This window comes from Falsiruegeria litorea R37, assembly GCF_900172225.1.
Lineage (GTDB): Bacteria > Pseudomonadota > Alphaproteobacteria > Rhodobacterales > Rhodobacteraceae > Falsiruegeria > Falsiruegeria litorea.
Genome location: NZ_FWFO01000008.1, coordinates 18,843 through 44,702, shown reverse-complemented (window position 1 = coordinate 44,702; position 25,860 = coordinate 18,843). Strand labels below are relative to the sequence as shown.

Annotated in this window: 18 protein-coding genes; 13 read left to right on the top strand and 5 right to left on the bottom strand. The window is 55.7% G+C overall.

Annotated elements, in window-relative coordinates; genetic code table 11:
* Nucleotides 1-10: 10 nt before the first annotated feature.
* The 6 genes from TRL7639_RS21980 to TRL7639_RS21955 all read left to right on the top strand — a co-directional run bounded on the left by TRL7639_RS21980 (nucleotide 11) and on the right by TRL7639_RS21955 (nucleotide 15,068).
* A complete protein-coding gene (locus tag TRL7639_RS21980; RefSeq protein WP_165759885.1) occupies nucleotides 11-7,915 on the top strand; it encodes a beta strand repeat-containing protein in 7,905 nt (2,634 codons plus the stop codon).
* Between the two features lie 103 nt (nucleotides 7,916-8,018).
* Nucleotides 8,019-8,507: a toxin-activating lysine-acyltransferase gene (locus TRL7639_RS21975; protein WP_133057692.1), complete on the top strand. Its 489-nt coding sequence runs from the start codon at nucleotides 8,019-8,021 to the stop codon at nucleotides 8,505-8,507.
* 989 nt (nucleotides 8,508-9,496) lie between these two features.
* A complete protein-coding gene (locus TRL7639_RS21970) occupies nucleotides 9,497-9,808 on the top strand; it encodes a hypothetical protein (RefSeq protein WP_085798061.1) in 312 nt (103 codons plus the stop codon).
* Between the two features lie 208 nt (nucleotides 9,809-10,016).
* The gene (locus tag TRL7639_RS21965) at nucleotides 10,017-12,227 is read left to right on the top strand and encodes a peptidase domain-containing ABC transporter (RefSeq protein WP_085798060.1); all 2,211 of its coding nucleotides are present in this window, start codon (nucleotides 10,017-10,019) and stop codon (nucleotides 12,225-12,227) included.
* 10 nt (nucleotides 12,228-12,237) lie between these two features.
* Nucleotides 12,238-13,587: an HlyD family type I secretion periplasmic adaptor subunit gene (locus TRL7639_RS21960; RefSeq protein WP_085798059.1), complete on the top strand. Its 1,350-nt coding sequence runs from the start codon at nucleotides 12,238-12,240 to the stop codon at nucleotides 13,585-13,587.
* A complete protein-coding gene (locus tag TRL7639_RS21955; protein ID WP_085798058.1) occupies nucleotides 13,584-15,068 on the top strand; it encodes a TolC family protein in 1,485 nt (494 codons plus the stop codon). Before TRL7639_RS21960 ends, TRL7639_RS21955 begins: the two co-directional genes overlap by 4 nt.
* A gap of 61 nt (nucleotides 15,069-15,129) precedes the next feature.
* On the opposite strand, the gene TRL7639_RS21950 is transcribed toward TRL7639_RS21955, so the two are convergent.
* The 5 genes from TRL7639_RS21950 to lhpI are packed head-to-tail and all read right to left on the bottom strand — an operon-like array spanning nucleotide 15,130 to nucleotide 19,876.
* Entirely contained in the window at nucleotides 15,130-15,675 is a 546-nt protein-coding gene (locus TRL7639_RS21950) for a GNAT family N-acetyltransferase (RefSeq protein ID WP_085798057.1), read from the bottom strand.
* Nucleotides 15,672-16,712: a GlxA family transcriptional regulator gene (locus TRL7639_RS21945; protein WP_085798056.1), complete on the bottom strand. Its 1,041-nt coding sequence runs from the start codon at nucleotides 16,710-16,712 to the stop codon at nucleotides 15,672-15,674. Before TRL7639_RS21945 ends, TRL7639_RS21950 begins: the two co-directional genes overlap by 4 nt.
* Nucleotides 16,702-17,727 (bottom strand): succinylglutamate desuccinylase/aspartoacylase family protein, encoded by a 1,026-nt coding sequence (locus TRL7639_RS21940; protein WP_085798055.1) that lies wholly within the window; start codon nucleotides 17,725-17,727, stop codon nucleotides 16,702-16,704. The genes TRL7639_RS21945 and TRL7639_RS21940 overlap by 11 nt, the downstream gene beginning before the upstream one ends.
* Before the next feature lie 17 nt (nucleotides 17,728-17,744).
* Entirely contained in the window at nucleotides 17,745-18,929 is a 1,185-nt protein-coding gene (locus TRL7639_RS21935) for an aminotransferase-like domain-containing protein (protein WP_085798054.1), read from the bottom strand.
* 11 nt (nucleotides 18,930-18,940) lie between these two features.
* The gene (gene lhpI, locus TRL7639_RS21930) at nucleotides 18,941-19,876 is read right to left on the bottom strand and encodes a bifunctional Delta(1)-pyrroline-2-carboxylate/Delta(1)-piperideine-2-carboxylate reductase (RefSeq protein WP_085798053.1); all 936 of its coding nucleotides are present in this window, start codon (nucleotides 19,874-19,876) and stop codon (nucleotides 18,941-18,943) included.
* A gap of 86 nt (nucleotides 19,877-19,962) precedes the next feature.
* Here lhpI and TRL7639_RS21925 point away from each other — a divergent pair, with 86 nt between their 5' ends.
* The 7 genes from TRL7639_RS21925 to TRL7639_RS21895 all read left to right on the top strand — a co-directional run bounded on the left by TRL7639_RS21925 (nucleotide 19,963) and on the right by TRL7639_RS21895 (nucleotide 25,850).
* On the top strand, nucleotides 19,963-21,126 hold the full coding sequence (locus tag TRL7639_RS21925; RefSeq protein WP_165759884.1) for a M24 family metallopeptidase: 1,164 nt from the start codon (nucleotides 19,963-19,965) through the stop codon (nucleotides 21,124-21,126).
* A gap of 63 nt (nucleotides 21,127-21,189) precedes the next feature.
* The gene (gene ehuB, locus TRL7639_RS21920; RefSeq protein ID WP_085798051.1) at nucleotides 21,190-22,047 is read left to right on the top strand and encodes an ectoine/hydroxyectoine ABC transporter substrate-binding protein EhuB; all 858 of its coding nucleotides are present in this window, start codon (nucleotides 21,190-21,192) and stop codon (nucleotides 22,045-22,047) included.
* 52 nt (nucleotides 22,048-22,099) lie between these two features.
* Nucleotides 22,100-22,867, top strand: a complete 768-nt coding sequence (locus tag TRL7639_RS21915; RefSeq protein ID WP_165759883.1) for a maleate cis-trans isomerase family protein — start codon at nucleotides 22,100-22,102, stop codon at nucleotides 22,865-22,867.
* A gap of 22 nt (nucleotides 22,868-22,889) precedes the next feature.
* Nucleotides 22,890-23,609 (top strand): ectoine/hydroxyectoine ABC transporter permease subunit EhuC, encoded by a 720-nt coding sequence (ehuC, locus tag TRL7639_RS21910; protein WP_085798049.1) that lies wholly within the window; start codon nucleotides 22,890-22,892, stop codon nucleotides 23,607-23,609.
* Between the two features lie 2 nt (nucleotides 23,610-23,611).
* On the top strand, nucleotides 23,612-24,277 hold the full coding sequence (gene ehuD, locus TRL7639_RS21905; protein ID WP_085798048.1) for an ectoine/hydroxyectoine ABC transporter permease subunit EhuD: 666 nt from the start codon (nucleotides 23,612-23,614) through the stop codon (nucleotides 24,275-24,277).
* Between the two features lie 8 nt (nucleotides 24,278-24,285).
* Complete coding sequence (ehuA, locus tag TRL7639_RS21900; RefSeq protein ID WP_085798047.1) at nucleotides 24,286-25,050, top strand: ectoine/hydroxyectoine ABC transporter ATP-binding protein EhuA; 765 nt, start codon at nucleotides 24,286-24,288, stop codon at nucleotides 25,048-25,050.
* A gap of 113 nt (nucleotides 25,051-25,163) precedes the next feature.
* Complete coding sequence (locus TRL7639_RS21895; RefSeq protein ID WP_085798046.1) at nucleotides 25,164-25,850, top strand: GntR family transcriptional regulator; 687 nt, start codon at nucleotides 25,164-25,166, stop codon at nucleotides 25,848-25,850.
* Nucleotides 25,851-25,860 lie beyond the last annotated feature (10 nt).

Here is a 25,860-nt window from a genome sequence, read left to right as displayed (position 1 = left end):
TGTCATCGGTGTGAACATCAATGCCCGGGAAGGTAACAACACGATCAACGTACGCGCCGCGGGTGCAAATATTTCTGCAGGCAGCGGCAATGACGTCGCGAACATTTTTGCCGGTGCAGGTGGTTCCGTCTCGCTGGGGCACGGCGACAACACCGTCAATTTCACAGGAGCTGTTGCGGCTGTGTCGGTGGGAGATGGCGATGATACCGTCAACATTGATGCACTTGGGGCCAGCATCAACACCAATGGCGGTGACGACACAATCCGGGTGCGCGCTGTAGGTGCGACCGTGAATGCCGGATCTGGTGAAAACCTCTTTGACATCCAGGCGGCAGGTGCCTCGCTGACAGCGGGTTCCGGCGATGATTACGCCTATGTTGGCGTGGGCGTCGGTCTGCTGAATCTGGGTGATGGCGACAACTATGTCGATCTGCGCGCCCTGGGTGGATCGGTCGATGTCGGAAGCGGCGACGACACCATTTTTGTCAAGGTTCTCGGTGCCAGCATCAATGCGGGCGACGGCGATAACATCGTTGATGCACGCGGCTTTGGCGTTAATGCGACAACCGGTTCGGGCAATGACTCGATCTACTCGATAGGTGTTGGCGGGCAGTCCATCGACAGCGGCAACGGCAATGACCGGATTACAGCATTTGGGGGCGTTAACATCGTGTCCGCTGGCCATGGTCATAACAACGTCACGGTCGGCGGCGCGCTGAATGTGGTGCAGGCTGGCTTTGGCGATAACGTAATCGGATCCTATGGTGGATCGAACACCATCCTGTCTGGCCACGGCAACAACTTCATCGATGCCTATGGCGGCGCAAACATTGTTCTGACCGGCAACGGCAACAACGACATCGACGCTTTGGGCGGTCTGAACATCGTATTGGCGGGCGACGGTCGCAACAAGATCTATGCTGCGGGTGGTGCCAACATCATCATGACCGGCAATGGCGGCGTTACCGACAACACGCAACGCCACGTGCCGACCATCGACGATCTGGGTGCAAATCTGGTCGCTAACGGCAGCTTCGAAGCCGGTGCGCATGCGCGAGCTGCGGGATCCGCCTCCTTCGGAACGCCTGATGGCTGGACTGTAGCTCAAAGCTTGTTGACCGAATTCCAGACAGACGGCGTAGGTGGTGTTGAAACCTCCTCAGGTCGTACATTTATTGAACTCGCTGCAAACGGCGAAAACACAGCAATTTATCAAGACATTGGCACACGCCAAAACAGCGTTTACGAAGTAGCCATTGATTACCGGCTAAGAAGCGCATCCAACCCCGAACATCAGGCCGTCGAAGTTTATTGGGCCGGTGAGCGTCTGGGGACCCTCAACAACGGTACAGACTGGACAACATACACGTTCCGTATTTCCGGAGACGTAGGTGACACATCGCGCCTCGAACTGCGTGCGATCGGTGACAACCCCGGCTTTGGCGGCCTGATCGACAATGTGCGCGTACAGGAAGTCATCGCACTGCGCGCGCCAGAGAATACTATTCACTCTGCTGCGATTGCAACGGAATACGATGGCAGCGGCGAGTACTCCGATCTGGGCGATTTCACCTCTGGCGGTCAGATGACCATTGCTGGGACGGCCCGGTTCGACGGCGTTAACAATTGGGAACGGGTATTTGACTTCGGCGGCAACCGAACAACCAACACAGATACCGAAGGTGGCAACATCCTTTTTACCCGTGTCGGCAACACAAACGATCTTAGGTTTGAGTTTAACGAAGGCGGCGCTGGCAGCACGAAGATCACGATCTCAGACTACATTGAGCAAGGCACCGAATTTGATTTTTCGGCTGTAATCGACGATCAAGCAAATGAACTCCGCCTTTACCTCAATGGTGAACTTGCAGGATCAGAAACGCTGCATGGCGATGTGTCCGAACGTGTGCGCGCCAACAACTATGTTGGTCGCAGCAACTGGGACCCAGATGAGGCGTTCGAAGGATCAATTCAAAACTTCCAAGTTCTGAACGAAGCTGCCGATCTGACACAGGCCCAATCGCTGCGTGGCGAACTTGCTTCTGGTCCTTCAGTTGTAGCCGAGCTGTTGGCAGAAGGTCAGGCCCCTGTTGGATTGCTGGCGGAAAGCCAAGCAGTTTTTGACGGATCTGGCGCCTATGCGGATCTTGGCAATTTTGTATCCGGTGGTCAGATGACCATCGCAGGTACGGCCCAGTTTGATGGCAACAACAGTTGGGAGCGGATCTTCGATTTCGGCGGGAACCGCACAAGCAATACCGACACGGACGGAGGCAATTTCCTACTTGCGCGTGGCGGTACCAGCAACGACCTGGTGTTCATGTTCAGTGACCCCACTGCTGGCGATCACGAAATCCGAATCACAGACTTCATTGAACAAGGGACTGCGTTCGACTTTGCCGCTGTTGTCGACGATCAAGAAAATGAATTGCGCCTCTACCTGAATGGCGAGCTTGCAGGCTCGACCACCGTAAACGCTGAAATTTCTGAACGCATTCGCGCCAACAACTATGTCGGTCGAAGCAATTGGGACAATGATGAAGACTTCCAGGGTTCGGTACAAAACTTCCAAGTCTTCAACGAAGCCGTGACGCTGGATGAAGCGCAAGCGTTGCGCGGGAACGTCGCGACCAATTCGATAAATGTTCTGAACGGCGCGGAACCCATTGGTGGGTATGACGGCGCGCGGAGCTTTAGTGATGGGACGCACAATAATCTCTACAATACCACTACAGGCGGCCAACTTACGATTACCGGAAAGGCGCGGTTCGACGGCAACAACAGCTATGAGCGTATCTTCGACTTTGGCGGGAACCGGACCACGAATACCGACATTGAAGGAGGAAACATCCTTCTCGCCCGCCAAGGAACTACAAACAATCTAACGTTCCAATTCAGCGAAAGTGGTGTTGGCTATACGGCACTCACTGCGTCGAACGTCATTCAACAGGGTGAAGAATTTGACTTTGCCGCGGTAGTTGATGATCAAGCGGGTGAATTGCGGCTTTATCTCGATGGTGAGCTTGCTGGCACTACTGAGCTGCATGGCGATGTTGCCGAACGCGTTCGGGCCAATAACTATGTTGGTCGCAGCAACTGGGACAATGATGCGGCATTTGACGGTCAGATCTCTGACTTTGCTGTCTACGATCAAGTCCTGTCTGAAGCTCAGATCAAAGCCATTCACGACGGGCCATTGGTGATTGCGGAATTGCAGGGCCAAAAGGATGTTGTCGTTCCTGGCAACGAGATCGAGGCATATGGGTCTGGCAACCTTGTTGTTTCTGGCGATGGCGACGACCGCATTCGAGCAGGCAGCTTGCTGGGCATTGGCACTGCGGCTGCCGTTGCTGCCGCAAACAACAGCGAAGACGACTTTGTCCGGGGTGCGTTCGGCACCGACGATGGAACCATCTACGGCGAAGAAAACCTTGGGTCTGCCTTCACCAACGTACTGAGTGGTTTGGGCAATCTAGGCAACGTCATCATCGCTGGCGAAGGCGACAATGTCGTTAAATCATATGGTGGCGCGAACATCATCCAGGCCGGTTCGGGCGATGACTACATCGTGGCTTATGGCCTTGCGAACGGTGTGGTTGCTGGCGACGGCAACAACAAACTGCAACTCATCGGAGCCCAGAACGCTGTTTGGGGCGGCAATGGCAATGACGAGGTTCATTTCATCGGGGATGACAACATCTTCATTCTGGGTGACGGCTTTAACCGGGTGACCGGATTTGCGCCTAGCTTCTTTGTGCCACCGGGGGTCAACAACGTAACCGGCCTTATCGGGAACGTCATTATCGGCGCTGGTGGTGTTGATGACGTCATCGTCTTTGGTACTCAGAACTTCCTGCTGTTGGGTGGTGGAAACAACTTTGCGATTGCGGTGGGTAAAACCAACGTCATTCAAGGTGCCAGCGGGGACGACTTCTTTGTTGGTCTTGGCGCAGGCAACTTTGTCAACGCTGGCGACGGCGACAACTTCCTGGTTCTGGGCGGGTTGCTCAACTTTGCGATGACAGGCGCGGGTGACGATGTGTCGTTCCAGCTGGGAACCGACAACATCGGCTTCTACGGGGGCGGTGAAAACCGGATCTTCATTGGCGGCGAGCGCAACTTTGTTCTGACAGGAACCGGTGACGATACGGTTGTTTCGATCGCTATTCCAACCGTCAGCCTTATCATTCAGGCCATCACCGGTGTCGAGCTGCCAACAGGCAACGTTGCCATCACTGGAGCTGGGCGCGACAATGTCATCCTGATCGGGCGCTACAACGCAGCCCTGACAGGCAACGACCATGACATCGCCATTCTGGGCGGCGAGTACAACTTCCTCGCGGCCGGTGCTGGCGACGACATTTCGTTGTTGGTCGGCAAGCACAACTTTGCCCTCTATGAAGGCGGTCGTGACATCGGTCTGGCGATCGGTGAAAACAACATCGTGTTCTCTGGCTCGGGCGATGACATCGTCGGTGTGGTCGGGAAAACCAACGTCGTCTTTGGCGGCACCGGCAACGATCTGGTTCTGGCGGCTGGTAAGTTCAACTTTATCGTGACCGACAACGAGCTGGAGTTCAGCACAACCCAAATCGCCAGCTTGGTTGGCGAGGATAACTTCAACCCGGTCACCGACCTCAAGCTGGAAGATGGCAATGGCGGCTCGATCCAAGCGGGACCGTTTGCCGATGTGTCCGCCTTCTTCCCGGATATCGAGTTCTCGGACCCGGATGTCCCGGATTACGCGTTCCCGACACTGACCCTGGACCAGTATGACATTCCGATCCCGTCCATTCCGGAACTGAAGGGCGCGCCAGACTACAAGTACGGCGAACTTGGTAACTATGGCCTGCCCGAGATTGCATTGCCGACAATCTCGACCCCAGAGCTTCAGCTGCCGGGTCAGTCCTTCCCGTCGATTTCCATCCCCGACATCACGGCCTTCAACATTCAGGTTGATCAGGCCGGGGTTCAGATCACGCAGGAAACGAATATCAGCAACAACCACTTTGGTGCTGCCAACTCGTTTGGTCGTGACTTCCTGGGCGCCAACAGCTCGGATGGCAACGCAGGTACGCTTTTTGGAACCGAGACCGATCTGACCTTCTGGCAAGAAGGCGAAGACTATGGTGTCGAAGGGTACACCCTGGCGGAAACCAACTTTGGTGTTGGCGATGCGGATGGGTCCGTAGACATCAGCGCACAAGCCAGCGCTGATGAGCAGGACTCCGCGTCCTTCACCTCGGCGACACAGGGCAACTATAATTTGCTCGACTCGTCGCTGGACTCGCAGGATGAGCTCAACATCGACCGGACCGGCGTGGAATATGACTTCTCGGTCGAAGTGCAGGCGGGCGATGTCGTGTCCGGATCGATCGAAGGATCCGTCGCTGTTCCGTTCTCGGGCACACCGGATGCAACGCATAACACGCTGTCGATCAACGGCACGCAAACCGGCGTTGCCTTGGACCTGACCAACGACAAAACCTATGAGGTTCAGGTTTCCTATCTTGCATCCAACGTTACGGGAACCGAGGCGGACGACATCATCGTCTATTACACGGATGAACGCGGCAAACAGGAGATCGGCAGGATCGATCCAAAGACCGCAAACAAGGAAGAAACGGAAACCTTCCGCTTCCGCGCAGAAGAGGGTGGTTCCATCAGCGTAGAGGCTCAATCCGGCAGCACCTCGACGACCGAAATCAAAGGTGTCGATGTCTACAAGAGTGACGTGTCTCTGATTGAGATGCCAACACTCAGCCTGCCTGATTTGACCTTGCCAGAGTTTCACCTGAACGGGCTGGACCTGTCAGGGGTCGAGGCGATTGAGACCGCGCTGTCAGGTCGGGAACTGTTCGGGCTGCAGGTGCCAGAGTTCGATATCCCGAGCGAAGACCTGAAAGTTCCTGATTTCGATCTGGCCGAGCATGTGCCAGCGGATCAGGTCAAGCTGGATGCGCTGAGCTATACGATTCCCGCGCTGAACATTCCGAATATTGCGGGCATTCAGTGGGACGAAAGAATTGGCGACTACAGTCACGAATTCTCTCTCCTGCAATCGCAGATCGTGGAATCCGAGGAATCCATTATCGCCTTGAACCCGGACTATAATGGCACCGGGGATACCGAAACGGTTTATGGCGATATCGCGGTGGCCGTGGGCGAGGAGAACCACGTCTACACTGGGCGCGGGGACGATGCCGCTGTGTTGGTCGGTAAAAAGAACGTGTTCTATGGGGGCAGCGAAGACGACATCGCGATCCTTGCCGGCGAAACCAACCTGGGCATTCTGGGCACCGGCAACAACGTCGCCTTGGCGGTTGGTAAGTCCAACCGTCTGGCGTCTCGTGGTGGCACTGACTTCCTCATCGCTATTGGTGAAGAGAACAACGTCACAAGTGCGGGGGACAACGCCGCGGTCCTGCTGGGCAAAAAGAACGAATACTCGGCGTTCAATACCTTCTCGGGCAGCGACGTTGTTTTGTCAGCAGGTCAGGAAAACAAGCTTAAGCTTGGGTATGGAAACGACACTGCGTTTGCTATCGGTTACAAGAATGACATTTCCGGGCAGGCCGCAGATGACATCATCGTGGCGCTTGGCTTCGAGAACGAAGTCAAATTGGGAACCGGTTCCGACTTTGGCGTCATTGCCGGTGTCAAAAACGAAGTTCTGGGCGATGCCACAGGCCAGGCCAACGGAAGTGATATCATCTTTACGCTTGGCGCGGCGAACCGGGTTGACGCCGGGGGTGGTACGGACAGCATCTTTACCCTCGGTCTGGCCAACCAGATCATCGCCGGAGGCGGCGATGATCTGGTCATTACCGGCGGCGTGTTCAACGCGACATCACTGGGTGATGGTGATGATGCCCTTGTCAACTTTGGCGCTGGCAGCTTTACCACAGGTGGTCTGGGTGATGATTACCTGATCGACATGGGTGTTGGATTTGCCACTTTCGGCAATGACGGCAACGATACGTTCCTGAGCGCCGGCTACGGCTTTACCTCGGGTGGGGCTGGCAACGACAACTTCCTCAACTTCGGTCTTGGCACGCTTGAGGTCTATGCCGAAGCAGGGATAACCATTCTTGGTGATGCCATCAGTGGCGTTATCAGTGCGCTCGTGCAGGTTTCATCGCTGCTTGGCGCTGAAACCTTCAAGGGGCCATCACAGTTCCTAGTCAATGGTACGGGTGTCGTAAGTCAGGGCGGTGCCGGAGAAGATGTCTTTTTCTCGGGCTTTGGCCGGACGGTAGCATTGGGTCAAACCGGTGACGACAGCTATATCTACACGATTGGCAGCGGCGAGATGGTCATTGGCGAGCACCTGGGAACCGATATCCTTGGTGAACTGGACAGCCAGAGGTTCAATGTGTCCGGTTTGAACGAGGGGCTGAATGGTGAATCGAGCTTGGAAGACATCATTAGGGGCGACGAAGTCAACTCGATTTACATCGAAACGGCCAGAACCGACCTGACGACAGAGCTTACAATAGACAATCTCAAACTCAGCAACTCGGATGCAACGATTGATATCGTCGTGAACGGCGCGTCAGTCGGCAAGATCCTGCAGAACGGTCTTGGTGACAACGATGTCTTCCACCTCGAGGATCATGACAGCACGTCGAGTTTCACATTTGCAGAACTGAAGGCAAATCTGGCATCGACCGAACCTTCGCAGCACACAGAATTCAATAGTGCGAGTGTGCTGGCTCAAGGACTGCAGGAAACGCTCAATTGGCTGAACACGGTTGAAGCCGCGGACGCCGAAACTTCAGAGACAGGTCGCGAACTCTCTACAGGTGAATTTGCGGTCGTGGCCGAGGTGTACGACACGATCTACGATGCCAAAACCGCCGTTGATGGTGTGTTCGCCAATAAAACTGACAATTCGGCGACAAGCGCAACATAGTCAAAAACCCGAGCAGTGAAAGTGATCGGCGCAGAATGGAATGTCTGCGCCGATCTAACATAAAAATGAGCCGCATCAGGCCAGTAGACAGGAACACACTGGATTGAACATTAAACCGGATCAGAACACGCCAAATCCAGAGCGGATGAGACAGATTGGGCAGATCTGTTTTCTGGTCTCTCAGTCCCGGCTTCACAGCGGTATGCGATACAGGCAGCTTGAACGCCGTTTGTTCTATCCGTTGTCGATCGGACAAGGCCGTCTATTCATGCAAGGAGAAAACACGCCTCTCTCTTTTGTCACCTGGGCTTGGGTGAATGAAGAGGTTGATGCGCGGCTTATGGATGATCCCGACGACATCAAACCACATGAATGGAACTGCGGAGAGCTTCTGTGGTTTATGGATTTCATGGCTCCTTATGGACGTGTTCGAGAAATCATATCGCATCTCGACAAAGAGCTGTTTCATTCGGTTTCCTACGCCAAGCTTCACCGAATTGGAATGGACACCGGACAATCAAAACGTGTCACCCGCTATTATGGATCGAGGCGGCGCGAAGAGCGCAGGCAAGTAAAAACCCAAACAGCTTGAATTCTCCCCTAGCGGAATGAGTTGCGAATCGCGATTTTGCGATCATTTAGGTACCTGAGGTAAGGTAAATTTCATCGGGAAATTGCTGTTTCACAGGGCGGAACCTGTGTCTATCTGCTATCCAGGCAATGGGTCCGGGCTTTCAGTGTTCATTTACCCCCAAGAGATAACTAAAAATTGTTACCATGCGCTAACATCTCTGTGTGTCGAGGATAGTTTTTTGAGCTGAATTTTTTCTCAGAGGAGTTTATCTCAAACATCACGGGACGTAGGTGTTGTATTAACCCGCTGAAATAGGACCAGTTGATAGGTACCCTAAGTCCAAACTTTAGATGACTGCTTGAAGTGTGAAAATATTTCAATCTTTAGTTATTGATATTAAATGATAAATACAGATCAAGTAACAACATATGACAATTTTACGATCTATGTTTGATCATTTCCCCCACACCAAGATCGCCCACATCATTTGACCTTGGAATACTCAAAAGGTTAAATTAGTATCACTACCCATGATCAACGCTACATCACATCCAGTTCAATGAAGCGCAGATCAAAGATGAAAAACGCCAGGTCGGCGAATAGGACACCGAGAGTAAGGGAAAGAAAACACATTTACCTCTCAATATCCGATTTTCAAAATTTAGAATCTTACCATTAAATCATAATATCTCGAATGAGCGGAAAGGTGTCTAAAATGGCACCTTCTGCGGAACATAGGTTAATCCCTCACAAAATACGTGAGGAGATTAATTTGCACGAAACATGACGACTGACGTCAACTATAAGGAGAATAAAATAACAGGCCAATCGAGGTCAAGCGACGCACTTAGGGACTCAATGAAACGTGATCCTTAGAATTGCTGCCATCGAAAATGACACCCAGTCAAATTTTTGCTGTGAAAGATTGCGGTCGCTGCTTTGGAGGAAGCAGGGGAAGCAGTCGCCGCAGATCAGATACAGAACCACTCGAACGGAGGAAACCAAAAGTGAGTGAAGCCCAACAAGTCTACATCGACGGAATTTCGAATATTGCGATGATCAACAGCAATATGCGTATCGATTGTTTCTCGTTCGGGGTTGATCCGAGCGCAGACCCGGAATCGCCCCCTGTTGAAGAAAATCTGCGTCTCGTCCTTTCGCCCCAGGGTTTCCTGCGCGCCTACGAGGTTTTTGATCGCATGTTCAAGGAAATGGAGTCTCGTGGCGTAATCCAGCGAAACAACCCGAACGGCAAAGAAGAGAATGTAGCCGTGTCCAGCGAGCCACTGCAAAACAACTCTCCGAATTTTGACGCTTAGGCGGTTGGATGGCTTCGGAGGCTGGTCTTGGCCTTGTGTCGACACGCCTCTGACACCCATCCCGCTTTTACCGAGCCAAATGTACCTACCACTCACGGAATAGCGGTCATTGGCTCCGGCACTGCGACGCATAGGTCGCAGTGCCGACATCTCCCCAGTTTAATCAACACATCCCCCGCTCGCGGTGTGTGGAACGCATGGCTGCACCATGAAAGACTTTGAAAACATTGCTAACTCACAGACCAGCTCGGGGTTGGAATGCCTGGTGTTGGTCGCCCGTTTCCTGGGAACCGAAATCTCACGCGACGCGATTGTTCGTCAACACGCCCCGATCAGTGGAAAGGAGTGCACGGCACGGGATATCCAATTGGCCGCCGAAGCCAACTATCTGGATGTCGAAATCTCGTCCATAAACTGGTCGTCCTTACGCCGCATGAGCCGCACGATGCCGTTCATCATTCACCTCAAGAACGGTGAATATGTCATTCTGTCTGGCCTTGTTCCAGATCCCCAAAGCACCAAAGGCGGGTTGATCGCCCTCGTGCAAGATCCGCTGGCGGACTCGCTGGAACTGTTGCGCATACCAGAAAAGGAATTCCGCAAACGGTGGGATGGAACCGTTATCTTGCTGCGTCTGGGCACAGATGACAAAACCCCCTACGCGCCCTTTGACCTACGTTGGATCTTCTCGGAGGCCGGCAAATTCAAAGGCGTTTTTGCCGAAATCGGATTGATTTCAGTTTTCATTCACGTTGTCGGCTTTGTGACGGCCATTTTCACGATGATCGTTTTTGACAAGGTCATCGGCTACGAAGGTTATTCTACGCTTCACACCCTTTTCATGTTCGCTGTGGCTGCGATCGGTATTGCCGGTCTGCTGGGATACCTGCGCACACTCATGCTGGTGAATGTCACGGTCAAGCTGGACATACTGATGGCCAAGCTCTCTTCGAAACGTCTGCTGGACCTTCCTGTCAGCTATTTCGAGGGGTCTGCGACGGGAACCCTTGCCAAAAAGATACAAGAGGCCAGCGCAATTCGCGAATTCGTGACAGGCCGGTTGCTGGCCACGTTGATCGAGCTATCGGCGGTGGTCCTGATCTTGCCAGTTCTGTTCCTTCTCAGCTCTTCCTTGACTGTCTTGGTCCTGGCTTTTTCCGCAATCATGATGACCCAGGTCTTACTGGCACTTCGCCCACACCGTCGACACCTGACCGCACTTTATCATACCGAAAGCGAGCGCCAGGCGATGATCGTCGAAACGGTTATGGGCATCGGGACAATCAAGAGCTTGGCGTTGGAAGAGGAACAACGCCAGAAGTGGATGCAAAAGACCAGCGAGGCGGTACTGCGGCAAAAATCCGTCGCGACTCTAAATGGGTTTTTGCAAGAAACCAGCGGGTTTCTCCAAAAACTTATGCAACTCACGATCATCTGGCTGGGTGCACAGTTTGTTCTGGCTGGTGAGATGACAATCGGCACGCTGATCGCCTTTAACATTCTGTCGGGCCGGATTGCCGGACCACTGGTGCAACTGGCCGGACTCACCAGCAAGTATCAGGAAACCGCCATATCGGTGAAAATGTTGGGCTCAGTTCTCAATCGAGCACCTGAACGGTTGCGCAAAGGTGGCGTGACACCTCCAATTAGCGGCGAAATCACCATGGAAGATGTAAACTATTCCTATGCCGAAGGCCTGCCACCGGTTCTAAAGAACGTCAGCTTTCGCATTCCTCCGGGGTCTGTCGTCGGGGTTGTCGGGCAAAGCGGGTCCGGAAAAAGTACGCTGGCTAAACTATTGCAAGGGTTTGACCTGCCGCAAAGCGGTTACGTTCGTATCGATGGCTTCAACATCCGCGAATACGACCTGCAGTACCTAAGACGATCACTGGCCACCGTCTCGCAGGACAATTTCCTGTTTAAGGGAACGATCGCCGAAAACATCGCTGCCGGTCATCGCCATGCGGAACGGACCGAAATTATTGAAGTCGCCCAGATAGCGCAGGCGCATGAGTTCATTCGTACTTTGCCAGACCGTTATGACACGGTCCTTGAAGAACACGCGTCTAACCTTTCTGGCGGTCAGAAGCAGAGAATTTGTATTGCGCGCGCGCTTCTGCGGCCTTCAAAGTTGATGCTTCTGGACGAAGCCATGAGCGCGATTGACGCGCACATGGAAGAACAAGTTCTTTCCCGAATTCTAGAAAACCGGGGGCGTCAAACAATCGTCAACATTTCCCATCGGATGCCGACGATGTTGATGATGGATTACGTCCTGGTGATGCACGAAGGCGAGGTTGCAGATTTTGCAACCCATGACGTTTTGATGCAGCGATGCGAACCCTACGGAACCCTTTGGGCATCCGCACACCGCTTTCAATCTTCACACAAGCCTCTGAATATCAGCAGAAAATCATAGGTGTCTAGACATGTCTCAGGAGAAGAAAGCAGATAAACTGGTCGAAAACTTTATTCCCGAACATGAACGACTGCTGCGCGAAACTAATCCATGGACCCGGAGATTTGCGGTTTGGCTGTTGTTGCTGGCAGTCGCCTGTACAGGGGTTTGGCTGTCCATCGCCAAGGTTGATACTCAAGTCATCGCTCGGGGCATTGTTGAGACTGCTCAACCCCGATCAACCATTCATGCCTTTAACTCGGGCTACGTTGTCGACTTGCGAGTCAACATTGGTGATGTCGTAAAAAAGGGCGAAACCCTGATCACGGTCAGGAATGAGTCGTCCGAGGTGGACATACAAAAGCTCGAACACGACCTGCTTAAAGTCGAGGCCGAGATTTTGCGCCTTGAGGCCGAAATATTCGGCGAAACACCAGCCCGATTTTCACACAACCATGACGTACACCAGCTCGAAAATTCCGCGTACTTGGCAAACATGCAGCTACACGAAGTGTCGTTGTCGCGTCTTTTGGAACAAGCCGAAGAATTGGCCTCGCAGATCGCAGAAAAAGAGCGCGAACTGCCGGTTCTTCAAGAACACTATGAGTTGATGGATCAATTGGCGAATGTGCGCGAGGACCTGTTCAAAAAGGAACAGGAACGATTTCAGCGCGACGGCCCCAAGCGCCTGGAATACCTTGAAGCGGCGGCCGTTTCAGTCAGCAGTCAGCGCGTTCTGATCAGCGCCAGACATGAGATATCTTCGTTGCGTCGCCGCAACGAGCAGATTCAGACCGCAATCAATGCCTATCTGATCGAGCGCGAAAGCTCGCTCAGGCAGCAGATGGTTGAGGCGCACCGTAAATATGATGACCTGAGAAACCATCATCGAAAAGCGGTGCAAAGTAATGAGTTCATATACCTCAAAGCCCCGTTCGAAGGCGTCGTCGTCTCTAGAACAAACAAGGCAGAGGGCACTTTGGTTCAGGCAGGCGAGTCTCTTTTGGAGTTGATACCGGCCAACAGCGAACTGCGCGCCGTGTTCGATGTAAGCCTGCCCGACATAGCGCGCGTTGATCCCGGCGCAGCAGTTATTTTGAAGCTGGATGCGCTGCCCTTCACCAAACACGGCGTGATGCATGGAAGCGTCACGTTGATCAGCCCGGATGTCGAACGCGAAAGCTTCACCGGGGCACAAGAAATGGTTTTTCGCAGTTGGGCCAAAATCGAAGACATACAACTGCGTGAAATGCCACCGGGCTTTGTTCTGCAACCTGGCATGACGTTGGAGGCCAACATCAAAACCGATGAAAGGACAATCTTGTCCTTCTTGACCTACCCGATCCTGAGAACCCTTTCGCAGAGTTTTATCGAGCCATGAGATACCATCGAGCCAAAAGCCCTTTTCGCTTTGGATCGAAACTGTTGGCTGCCGGCAGCTTCTTGCTGCTTGCATCCTGCAGTATCGAACCCAAGCTTCTGACGTCAGAAGAGTTGCAGTCAAATGCGGACCGCCTGCATCACGCAGCTTTCGCAAGTGTACCCGCAGGAAACGTCAAACTGGGTTTTCATGATGTCCTCAGCCGCGCCGTTTTGGCCAACCTTGATATCCGGCAGGGCCAACTGGCAGCGGAGCTTGCGGAACTGTCACTACAAGAGTTGATCCTGCGTACCAGCCCGAATGCAGATACGCGGCTGCGCAATTCCAACCGCAACAACGACGGGGGCGATATCAATGACATCACGCCTCCGGATCGGCGGCGCAAGGCGCGATCCTTGTCAGTCAATTGGTCTGTTCTGGGCCTTGGTCAGGCATACATTCGCGCCAAACAACAGGCAAATGCCAACCTGATCCTAGAAGAGGAACGGCGCCGGACGGCAAATGAAATTGTCGCCGAAACAGCAGAACTGTATATGAGGGCAGCTATCGCGGATCGCCAACTGGGCAACATCCAAGCTGTCCTGAACCGAATTCAGGACAGCACGGCCACCGCGGATCAATACGGTCAAGAGGATCTGATCGATCCCTTGGACGCACTGTTGTTCAAAACCCGGATCATCGAGCTGAAGTCCGCATTGCACGGTTGGCAATCCGAACTGTTGGCCGACCGAGCACGATTGGCTGCCCTGGTTCTGGTCGACCCAAACCAGTTGAAGTTTTCCGAAAGCGTTTCCACCTATTTACCGGGGAATGTCAGTTGTCAGAAAACCGAAAAATTGGAACGCCTCGCCTTGCTCAACCGACCTGAGGTTCGACAAGGTATCTATGGCAACAGAAACGGCAGACTCGATGCTTATCGCGCAATGGCGCGACTTCTGCCCGATTTCTCGCTGGCGGCCAATCTGGAATACGACAGCGAAAGCTCTTTGAACAACAACACATATATCGAATTGACGGAAACCTTGACCTATAACCTGATCAACATCCTGCAAGTGCCCAACATTCGTAGACAGAACGCGACCCGAGAAGCGTTGCGAGAGGTCGAAGAACTTACCGTCGCAGTTGCAGTGATCGAACAGGTTCGTATCGCGCAGGTTCAAGCCAGCCTGTCGAGATCAAATGTCAATCTAGAGCGTGAACGCCGGTCCCTTTGGATAGAGATCTCGGACATTCAAGAACAGAGAACAGTTTTTGATATTCGAGATGAGTTGAATCAATTCGAATATCAGGTCAGAGCGATCAATGCGCAAATCACCTATGAGGAAACGCAAGCGCAGTATTACTCGGATGTCCTGCGGTTGATGCGCTCCATCGGCGTGGACCTGTTTCCGAAAGATCTGATTCATCTTCAGCAAAAGGATGTCTCGCAATTGATGGCGGCGCATTGGTCAAACCTAATGCCCAATCTGAACTGCACCTGACGGATTGCTCAAGGGGGGGGCCAAGCTGGCAAAATGGCTGTGTTGAACTCAGAGTTTGCTGTTAGCCACGACTGTGTCGAAATTCACGCTGGCGGGCAGAGTGCAGGTCTTTTTCCATCCGCAGCGTTGTCACACGGTCGTATCCCTCGTGGGCGCGTCCACCGGTGATCTGAAAGCCAAGCGCCTGGAACTTTGCCTGGTTGCTGCGCAGTTCTACCCGCGTCTCAAGTGCCAGGCGGTGCAAGCCTTTTTGCCGGGCGAGCTCCTCGGCTGCGACCAACACGCGCCGAGCCAATCCAGCCCCTTGTTCCGCAGGTAGTATTCCGAACCGGCGCAGAAACAGCTCGTCCTGTGTGGATCGCAGAAACAGGCAGCCGATCAAAGAGGGCCCCCTGTACACCAGCAGCAGGCTTTCGCGTTTTGCGCTGTCCTGCAAATCCTGTTCCGAGCTGGAAAAGACCGTGCTGGGTGGATCGATCCGGCCGACGTTCTGGGCAAATGCCGCCCGCATCACCCGCATCAACCCGGACCAGTCGCTGAATGTGTTGGGTGCAAGACCCAGAGTGATGCCCCCTGAAGACGCCTTTCGCACAGAATGAACCGTCATGCGCGCGCCCCTGTCGATTGCACGGGGCCGACCCCGAATTTCCTTTGGAAACTGCGCGAGAACGTGGTTGCGTTGGAAAACCCGCAAGCGGTCGCGATGTCTATGATCCGGTCATCTGTATCGCGCAGCAATTGCCGACCAAGCCCCAGTCGCAAATCTCTATAGTATTCTGCGGGCGATCTGTCTGTGTGCGAACGAAAGAGCCGCTCCATCTGTCGCCGGGATACGCCGGCCAAATCGGCCAGTACATCCAGCCGGATCGGCTCTTCCAGGTTTTCAGACATGAGTCGGGCAGCCATTATCAGATGCGGGTTGCGTGACCCCAACGTAGCCGAGATCGAACTTTGCGGGCGCTCCTGCCCGCTGCGCTGGCCGTAGTGGACACACAAGTCAGCGACCGCGAGCGAAAACCCGCGACCAAAATCCTGCGCGATCAGGTGCAGCATCATGTCGGTGGCCGCGGCCCCGCCCGCGCAGGTGAACATGTCGCGGTCCCAACAAAACAGGCGCTCTTTGGGGGACAGCAGCGGAAAACGTTCAACAAAGCCTGGGCGGTCCTCCCAGTGAAGGGTGAAATCACGGTCTGTAAGCAGTCCGGTTTGGGCCAAGACCTCGGCCCCTCCCCCGACCGACCCCACGCAGGCGCCATGTCGGTGTCTGGACCTGATCCATTGAGCGGCTTGTTTTTGCATGTCTCTACCAACTGCCCCGCCCGCCGCGATCAGGGCGAAATCAACCGGACGCGTCGCGTCCAATGCACCGTCCACGGTCATGAACATGCCATTGGAAAAGGCAACCGGCTCCCCATCCAATGACACCGCCTGCCAGCTATAGGCGGCCTTTGTGTCCAGCTTTCGCGCCATCCGGAGCGGCTCGATCGCGGCGGTAAAGCTCAACATCGAGGCGCCGGGCAGCAACAGAAAGGAAAATGTCCGGGGGTATGTGTTGGAGGCGCGCAACCGTGTTGCGCGCCCTTCAAGGCCAGGCTGGGAAGAGGAGCGATGCCTGGCCTCGTATTCGAAGGTGCTATCCTTCATGATCGCTGAGCGTGAAGAACAGCGTATCGCCGATTTCACACAGCGCCGGGGTGCGTTTGCAAAAGACCACGCCGCCCTTGTTGAAATAGAGCTCTTCGGGTTTCTCCCACGGCTCTTTCAGGTTCCAGATGTAGCCCGCGAACTGCCCGTCCTCGACCACATCACCCAGGTTCACGCGCGGCTCGAACATCCCATCCTTGCGGGCAAAGATGTAGTGGTCGCCAGTCTGCATCGCCTTAAGCGCAACCTTGTGCTCGGGCTCAGGCAGAACCTCGTCCGTTTGCAGAACCCCCAATTCGCGCAGGCAGCGTTTCATGCCATTCCAGGCAAAATCGCGAATCCAGGGGCGGATTTTGCCCGCACCACCCAGTTCGGTGGACAGATAGATCTTGTCCAGTGGCAGGATCTCCCCCGACAACGTGGTCTCATGCACCCGATCACCGACGATACCCAAGGGCGCGCCGAAAAGCTCGAGGAACTTCATTTGCATCGCATCCTTGGCCGGATCGTTCATCAGGCGGATCTTGACCGAGGGGTGATGGTCGATAGATTTGCCGGCCGAATGCAGATCAAAGAACGCATCCCCACGCGGCACGATGTGATTGGTGATGTACCAGGCGATCATTTCGGTGGGCGACCCGTACTGATTGCCGGGGAAGACCCGGTTCAGGTTGGCCTCGCCGGTCCAGTCGAGCGGCGAAGTGCGACGACCGGCATAGAAGGCGGGCGCGTTGGCGGCAGGCAGAAAGATGATCTGCCCCTTGATGTCGGAAGGGTCCAGTTCCTGGTACAGACCATTGGTGATCGAGACACCTTCGTATTCGTCACCGTGGTTGGCCCCGATCACAACCGCGACGGGACCGTCGCCGTTCTTGATCGACATGATCGGCATCGGCAACCAGCCATAGGCCGACCTGTCCGAGCTGAACTGAATGCGCACGTAACCGTGGTGCTTGCCTTCGGCGTCCAGGTCGATTTCACACGACGGGGCGAGGCTTACTTTTGGGCAAGGCATGAGGGGTTTCCTTCTCTTTAGGCCGCTTGAGCTTGGGTTTGGAGCTTGCGCCAGGCGACGCCCAGCTTGGCAATTCCGTCTTTGATGTCGTCCACTTCGATGAAGCTGTAGGCCATGCGGATGAAGTTGCCGGGATCATCGTTGGGAAAGCTCAGCCGCCCCGATGAGATCTCGACCCCTTCTTCGATGCCCAGTTCCACCAGCCGCTCGGCATCTGATTCTTCGGGCAGTTTGGCCCACAGGAAATAACCGCCTTGGGGCGCGCGGATCTCGGCCTCGGGCAGATGCTCGGCAAAGGCCGCGATCATTTCATCGCGGTGGATGCGCATGTGATGGATCATCTCGTCGATGTGCTTGGCCATCTTGTTGGACCGCATCAACTGCACCACGATCCGCTGTGCGAATGCGTTGGACCCACCATCGGCCTTTTGCATCGCCATGCGCCGGATCACGCCCGCATCACCGATGGCCCAACCGACACGCAGGCCGGGGGCCAGGATCTTGGACACGGTGCCCAGGCTGATCACATGGCCGGTTGTATCCATGGATTTGATCGAGGGGATTACCTCGCCCTCGAACCGGATGCGGCGATAGGGATCGTCTTCGCAGATCACAAAGTTATAGCGCTGCGCCAGTTCCAGCATCCGCTTGCGGCGCGCAAGCGACGTGGTGACGCCCGTGGGGTTGTGGAAATCAGGCACGTCAAACAGCAGCTTGGGCATTTGTTCGGCGTTGTTTTCCATGATCGCCAGCTTGCGGGCCAACTCTTCGGCATCAAACCCTTGTTCATCCTGGCCGATGTCCAGAAAACGCACGTTGTGTGTGCGCATGATATGCACGGCCGTCATATAGGTGGGGCGGGTCACGATGACCGTGTCGCCGGGTTCGCAAAAAGTGCGCAGCGCCAGGTCAAAGGCGCTTTTCGACCCATAGGTCACCAGCACGTTCTCGCGGTTGGCTTTGATGCCGTCCTCGGCCACGAAATTGCAGATCTCGTCGCGCAGGTCGTCAAGACCCATCAGCGGCGCATATTGCATCGCCTCTTCGCGAAGGGGGCCGACGGCCTCGGTGGCTTCGCGGACCACATCCGGCAGGCAGGGCGGGTAGGCCGCCCCTGAGTTGAGCGCGATGGTCCCCGGCGCGTGGTCAAAGACCGATTTGCCCAAAATGGCAGATCGGCGTGCAAATCTGAACTCTGTCATTGTTTTTCCAGTCAGGTTTGAGATGAAGCAACCATGCGCGCCGCCACGAAATCTTCGATCGCGGCCCCCACGGATTTGAAAACAGTTATTTGCGTATCGGACTGGCGCGGTTGCGCCTCGCCCCGGCACAACTCGGCCATGTCACCGGCGATGTCGACGCGGGTGATCGCGCCTTCGGCCAAGGGCTGGGTGATGTCGCCCGCTTCGGCCATCGCGCCATCATAGGTATCGACGATGATGCCACCGGCGGCGCGCTTCATCGCGTCGCTGTCGGCTTCGCGCATATCGGTGGTGAAGCCCCCCACCAGATCCAGATGCACGCCCTCTTTCAACAGCGCACCCTTGATCAACGGATCGTTGGTCAAGGTGGCAGCCGCGATTACATCCGCGTCCGCCACAGCAGCGTCCAGATCAGCGGCGACCGACACCGCATCGCCGAAACGACCCGCTAGCGCCTGCGCCTGCTCAGGCTTTCGGGCCCAGATGGTGATTCTGTCGTAATCGCGCACCGCCATGTGGGCGGGAATCAGGTTCGAGGCGATGGTCCCTGCCCCAACGATCAGCAGCGATTTGGCGTCCCGCCGCGCCATCAAATCCGCAGCCAGAGCCGATGTTGCCGCCGTCCGACGCGCGGTCAATTCAGCGCCTTCCATTGCGGCTTCGGCCTGACCGGTCACGGCGTCAAACACCATCACCGATGCATTCACGGCAGGCAGGTTTCGGCCCGTGTTTCCGGGCGCTATGAACAGGATTTTCACGGCAAGTTTACCGCCTTCCTCCCACGCGGGCATGGCCAGGAACGTGGCATCCGGCTCTCCCGGAACCGGGATCGTGTGCGCCGTGCGCAGGGGCTGTGACACGCCTTGCGCAAAGGCCTGGCGCAGATCGGCGATCAACGCCTGCCACGGCAATGCCTCTGCCACCGATGCGTCCGAAAACACCTTCATTGAGAACCTCCCCGAAAATTTGTCTTGCACGATTTAATATATTATCTAGTATCCATGACACGTCAACTCAGAATTACAGGGCTCTCATGGCACCCCAATACGCAGACTTTTCACGCGAGGAATTCGATCAGCGTTACGCAAAGACACGCGCGCTGATGGCCGAACAAAACCTGGATGCAATGCTCATCACCGAGCGGCTGAACTATCAGTACTACTCGGGCCACCGGTCCGAGCAGTGCGCGGTGGACAAGATCCGGTCATATATGGTGATCATCCCAAAGGACGGGGATCCGACACTCATCACCATGCCGTTCGAGGTGGCGCAGGTCGAACAGACCTCGTTCATCAGCGACATCCGCACCACCGGTGGCCTGATGGGCCACCCCGAGTTCATCATCGGTGTGCTCAAGGATCTGGGCCTGTCCAAGGCCAAAATCGGCTGCGAACTTGGCCGGGAACAGTACCTGGGCATCTCGTATCTTGGCCTGCAAGAAGTGATGCAAGGCCTGCCCGAAGCTAGCTTCGTAGACGCCGCCGACATCATCCTGAAAGTGCGCAATGTGAAGTCCCCGCAAGAGATCGAATACTTGCGCCGGGCTTCAATCATCTCGGCCGAAGCACAGCGCAAGACCTTCACCCAGGTGCGCGCAGGCATGACCGAAAACGAGGTGGCGCAGATCCTGCGCGAAAACCTGATCGCCAACGGGGCCGAAAAGATCTCGCTTTTGTGCGTGCTGTCGGGGGCCAATGAAAAGGGCATCGTGCTGCTGCCCACCGACCGTGTGATCCAAAAGGGTGAAACGCTGGGGTTTGACGTTGGCGTCAGCTATAGAGGTTATTGGTCCGACCTGGCGCGGACAGCATCTATTGGTGAACCATCGGCCGAGCTGAAAGAGTTCTACAATTGGAGCATGCAGCTGCGCCACGACTGCAACATGCAGCTGACCGCCGGCAACAAGCCAGCCGATGTGGTGGCTGTGGTCGACAAATACCTGGCCGAACGTGGTCTGCAGACCATGGGCGTCGGTCGCGTGGGCCATGGTGTCGGGATCGAGACCACAGAATACCCGTCTTTGGCCGCGTTCGAGGACGTCACCTTTGAGGTGGGCAACGTCTTTGCCTGCAACCCCAACTTCTCGAACCACCTTGGCTTCATCAATGCTGAAGACAATTGGGCCATTACAGAAGGCGAACCGGATCTGCTGTCAGCTCCGGTCGCCGATTGGGACATTCCAATCGTCGAAGCCTGACCCAATTCCGTGGCCCGTCACCCTCGGCGGGCCACGGGGCAATAATTCAACAGGGAGAACGCAATGAAAACGAATATGCTACGCCGTACGGTTCTGAAAATGACCGCTGCTCTGGCCTTGGCTGCGACGCCGGTGGCCACGATGGCGCAGAACGTCGAAGAGCGCGGGGCCGGTGATGGCCTACGGGTCGCCTACTACAACTTTGCGCCATTTGGTTATGTGAATTCCGATGGGGACGTTGTGGGCGAGCAGGTCGAAATCCTGCGCCATGTTCTGGGTGAAATGGGCCTAAAGGTGCAGTCCGAAACAGCGACTGAATGGGGCAATCTGATCCCGGGGCTCAAGGCTGATCGGTTCGACATCGTTGCCGCCGCCATGTTCGTGACACCCAAACGCTGCGCCGAGGTTGCATTTTCTGAGCCGACATTCGGCATCCGCAACACCATCATCGTGCCGGAAGGCAACCCAAAGGGGTTGGGTGGCAACTATGAAGCCGTTGCTTCGTCCGGGGCCAAACTGGCGGCCATCGCGGGCACCGCACAGGTCGATTGGGCCAAGAGCGTGGGGGTCGAGGATGGCAACATCATGCAGGTTCCCGACAACCCGACCGGCCTGGCCGCCGTGCGCGCAGGCCGTGCCGACGCCTTTACCATCGACGCCCCTGGCGCGCGGATCGCGTTGAGCAGTGATGGTGGGGCCGGTTTCGAAATGCTGGAACCCTTTGCCGAGGTTGGCGGCAAACCTGCCAGCCCGCACGGGGCCTATGCTTTCCGCAAGGATGAGGCCGAATTCGTGAAGAAATTCAACGAAGTTCTATCAGGCTTCATCGGCACCGACGCGCATCTTGCGATCATGGAAACACATGGTCTGGACAAGAGCGAGCTTCCGGCGCGCGCGACAAGCGACCTGTGTAACGGTTAAGCTGAATCACAGGCCGGGGGCACCACCCCGGCCTGTTGAAAAGGGATGCGATATGACAGGCCACACAATTCTGGGCGACAGTCCCGGCGGTTTCCGGGTGGGCGTACTGGCGCTTGCCAATGATCAGGTGATTGAACGGGATCTCGGCCGCCTGCTGCCAGATGACGTATGGACCTTTACCACGCGCATTGCCTATGGCGGGGACTGTTCGCTGGAACAATTGGCCCAGATGGCGCCGACTCTGACGGATGCCACCCGGCTTTTGAACCCCGAGGTCGCGCTGGATGCGGTTGTCTTTGGCTGCACTTCTGGCACCATCGCCATCGGGGTCGATCAGATCGCTGACGCCATCCACCTGGCCTCGCCCAAGGCGGCGGTGGTCAATCCGGTGCAATCCGCCTGTGCGGCCTTTGAGCGGTTGAACGCCAGGCGCCTGAACCTGATCACCCCCTATGAGCCCGAGCTGGCAGAACTGATGACCCGCACATTTGCGGCATATGGGTTCGAAATCGTGAACCGCCATGACTTTGGAATTGTCGAGTCGGCCGACATCAGCCGCGTGACACCACAGGCAATCCGACAGGCGACTGCCGCTCTGCCCCGAAACGTGGATGCGACATTCATTTCCTGCACCGACTTTCAATCGCTGTCTGTGCTCGCAGATATCGAACGCGACACCGGGCTGCCAACAGTGACCAGTAACCAAGCCATCGTCTGGCGGTTGCTGTCTTTGGCAGGCGCAAAAACAAACATTCAAGGGTTCGGGCGCTTGCTGGAAACCTTTGACCAGACTGCCGATCAACAGGGAGAATTGGCATGATTCTGACCCCAAAGGCCCGCGCATGAACCGCGTCGCCATTGTATCTGCGCTGATCGCTTTTTTGTTGGGCCTGTCAGCCGCCACATTTTCCGAGTTGCGAGTGTTCCTGCCCGCGATCCTAAAAGGGGCGGTGGTGACGGTTCAGGTCTCGGTCCTGTCGATTGCGCTCTTTTTGTTCATGTCCGTCATCTCGGGCATCGGACGGGCCAGCAAAAACACCGCGATCCGCTGGATTTCCACGATCTATGTCGAGGTGTTTCGCGGCACGTCCCTGCTGGTGATCCTGTTCTGGATGTTCTTTGTCATGCCCGAATTCGGCCTGACCCTGTCGCCCATGGTGGCCGGTGTCGCGGCCATCGGGTTGAACTTTGGTGCCTACGGGGCCGAGGTCGTGCGTGGCGCGATCAGTGCGGTGCCCAAGGGCCAGACCGAGGCAACAATTGCGCTGAACATGTCCCCATATCGCCGGATGACCCGGATCGTGTTACCGCAGGCCGTCGCGATCATGATCCCCGGCATGAGCAACCTGGTGATCGAGCTGATCAAGGCAACCGCGCTGGTGTCTGCCGTAACCTTGGTCGACATCACCTATGCTGCCGTTCAACAGAACCAACTGCACTATCGCACGGTCGAAATCTTCCTGCTGACGATGCTGCTGTATTACTGCCTGGCGCAATTCGTGCGCTTTGGGGGCGAGGCCCTGGAAGAACGCTTTACCCGCCACCTGAGCAAGAGGGTCTGACCATGGATTGGAGATGGGATTTTACCTTTGAGGTGGTGCTGCCGAAGATGTGGCAGGCCGCAGGCGTCACTGTCTGGGCCACGGTGGCAAGCTTTGCCATTGCTCTGGTCGGCGGCCTGATCCTGATGCTGCTCAAGACGCATCGATCGAAATGGATCAGCCGCCCCGCCACCGAACTGATCGAGGTCATTCGCGCCACGCCGCTGCTGGTGCTGATCTTCTTTCTGTTCTTCTTACTGCCCGAGGTCGGGATCACCCTACCGCCACTAACCACCGGTATCGTTGCGATTGGCCTTTATAACTCGGCCCTGTGTGCCGAGGTCTACCGTGCCGGTTTTCAGGCCGTGCCCAAAGGCCAGTGGGAGGCATGTATCGCGCTGAACATGTCGCCCTACCGGACCTTTCGGAATGTGATCATTCCGCAATCGCTGCCGCCCATCGTGCCGGCACTTGGCAACTATCTGGTGGCGATCTTCAAAGAGACGCCACTGCTATCCTTTGTTGCGGTGGCTGAGATCATGCAGGTGTCGAAGCTGATCGGCGCCGAATACTATCGCTTTACCGAGGCAATAACCGTCGCCGGGATCTTTTTCCTGGTGATGAGCCTGATCGCGGCCTTCCTGATACGCCTGGTCGAGAACTATGTCAAAAGGAGCATCCTGCATTGACCCAGCCCATGATTCAATTTGACAAGGTCCTCAAGGCCTATGGCGCGCTCCAGGTGCTCAAGGACCTCGACTTTACGGTCGACAAAGGCGAAGTGGTGTCGATCATCGGCCCTTCGGGATCGGGCAAGACGACGGTACTGCGGGTGCTGATGACGCTGGAACCCATTCAGGGCGGCACCATGTATGTGGACGGCGAGCCACTGAACCGGATGCAAGCCAACGGCGAATTGGTTGATGCCTCGGCCGCGCACATCCGGCGCATCCGGTCCAAGATCGGAATGGTGTTTCAGAGCTTCAATCTGTTTCCTCATATGACCGCGCTGGAAAATTGCAACGAAAGCCCGATCTACACGCAAGGCAAGACCAAGGCCGAAGCAACCGAGGAATCCATGCGCCTGTTGGATATGGTGGGGCTGGCGGACAAAGCCGGTCACTATCCCAGCCAACTGTCGGGCGGCCAACAACAGCGTGTCGCCATCGCCCGGACCCTGGCCATGCATCCCGAGGTTCTGCTGTTTGACGAGCCGACATCGGCGCTTGACCCTGAAATGGTGGGCGAAGTGCTCGAGGTGATCCGTGAACTGGCACGGTCAGGGAATTACACGATATTGCTGGTCACCCATCAGATGGGATTTGCCCGCGAGGTGTCCGATCGCGTTTGTTTCTTTGATGGCGGGCGCATGGTGGAACAGGGCCTGCCGGATGATCTTTTTGGCAACCCCCAAAACGAGCGCTTGCAACAATTCCTGTCCAAAGTGCTGGAGGCCGGATGACGACAAACATTTGCTTTCATGCTTTGGTCATGCCATCTGACCTGCGTTTGGAGGGCCACCGCGCGGCGGGCCGCCTTGTCGTCGAGTTACCCAGAATGGGAGAGTATTGAACCATGAAACACATGCTCAACTACGGTGACGGACCCAAGGCGATCTATGAAATCCTGAAACGTCAGATCATTGCCGGCGAGCTGGAGCCGGGCAACGAACTCAAAATCATGCCGCTGGCAAAAGAGATGGACATCTCAATCGTGCCCCTGCGCGAAGCGATCCGGATGCTGGCCGCCGAGAAACTGGTTGAATTGCGTCCCCGTCGCAGCCCGATCATTGCACGTCTGGATGTGCGCGATCTGGTCGAAATGAACCAGATCCGCGGTGCGCTGGAACCCATCATCCTGGCTGATGCGATCCCGCGGCACACCGATGAGACGCTCAAGGAATGCGAGAAGGTTCTCAAGCGCACAACAAAGGTCAAAGACCCCTGGGAGATGGTGGAACTCAACAAGGATTTTCACTTGGCGATCCTGGGACCCACGCGGCTGAAGCGCTCGCTCGAGATTGTGTCCGACCAATACGACGGCATCGCGCGGCTGACTCAGTTCCGTGTCATCACGCATGAGGAACAGCTTGGCAAACTGCACGACGAACACGCAGGCATATTCGAAGCAGCAAAACGAGGCGATGTAGATGCTGCGGTGTCCGAGATGACCCATCACATTGATCAGGCCACGACCCGTGCCGCAAACGAGCTGAATTCAGAAGACCAATCCGACGACACCTCTGGCGAACACGCCAGTTGATCTCAGGTTT

Bases quoted from the DNA above. Each gene is read 5' to 3' on its own strand.
- TRL7639_RS21925 (WP_165759884.1), top strand. From the start codon at position 19,963: ATGGCACCCCAATACGCAGACTTTTCACGCGAGGAATTCGATCAGCGT.
- TRL7639_RS21940 (WP_085798055.1), bottom strand. From the start codon at position 17,727: ATGCCTTGCCCAAAAGTAAGCCTCGCCCCGTCGTGTGAAATCGACCTG.
- TRL7639_RS21960 (WP_085798059.1), top strand. From the start codon at position 12,238: ATGTCTCAGGAGAAGAAAGCAGATAAACTGGTCGAAAACTTTATTCCC.
- lhpI (WP_085798053.1), bottom strand. From the start codon at position 19,876: ATGAAGGTGTTTTCGGACGCATCGGTGGCAGAGGCATTGCCGTGGCAG.
- TRL7639_RS21950 (WP_085798057.1), bottom strand. From the start codon at position 15,675: ATGACGGTTCATTCTGTGCGAAAGGCGTCTTCAGGGGGCATCACTCTG.
- ehuA (WP_085798047.1), top strand. From the start codon at position 24,286: ATGATTCAATTTGACAAGGTCCTCAAGGCCTATGGCGCGCTCCAGGTG.
- TRL7639_RS21955 (WP_085798058.1), top strand. From the start codon at position 13,584: ATGAGATACCATCGAGCCAAAAGCCCTTTTCGCTTTGGATCGAAACTG.
- TRL7639_RS21945 (WP_085798056.1), bottom strand. From the start codon at position 16,712: ATGAAGGATAGCACCTTCGAATACGAGGCCAGGCATCGCTCCTCTTCC.
- ehuC (WP_085798049.1), top strand. From the start codon at position 22,890: ATGAACCGCGTCGCCATTGTATCTGCGCTGATCGCTTTTTTGTTGGGC.
- TRL7639_RS21895 (WP_085798046.1), top strand. From the start codon at position 25,164: ATGAAACACATGCTCAACTACGGTGACGGACCCAAGGCGATCTATGAA.
- TRL7639_RS21915 (WP_165759883.1), top strand. From the start codon at position 22,100: ATGACAGGCCACACAATTCTGGGCGACAGTCCCGGCGGTTTCCGGGTG.
- ehuB (WP_085798051.1), top strand. From the start codon at position 21,190: ATGAAAACGAATATGCTACGCCGTACGGTTCTGAAAATGACCGCTGCT.
- ehuD (WP_085798048.1), top strand. From the start codon at position 23,612: ATGGATTGGAGATGGGATTTTACCTTTGAGGTGGTGCTGCCGAAGATG.
- TRL7639_RS21965 (WP_085798060.1), top strand. From the start codon at position 10,017: ATGAAAGACTTTGAAAACATTGCTAACTCACAGACCAGCTCGGGGTTG.
- TRL7639_RS21935 (WP_085798054.1), bottom strand. From the start codon at position 18,929: ATGACAGAGTTCAGATTTGCACGCCGATCTGCCATTTTGGGCAAATCG.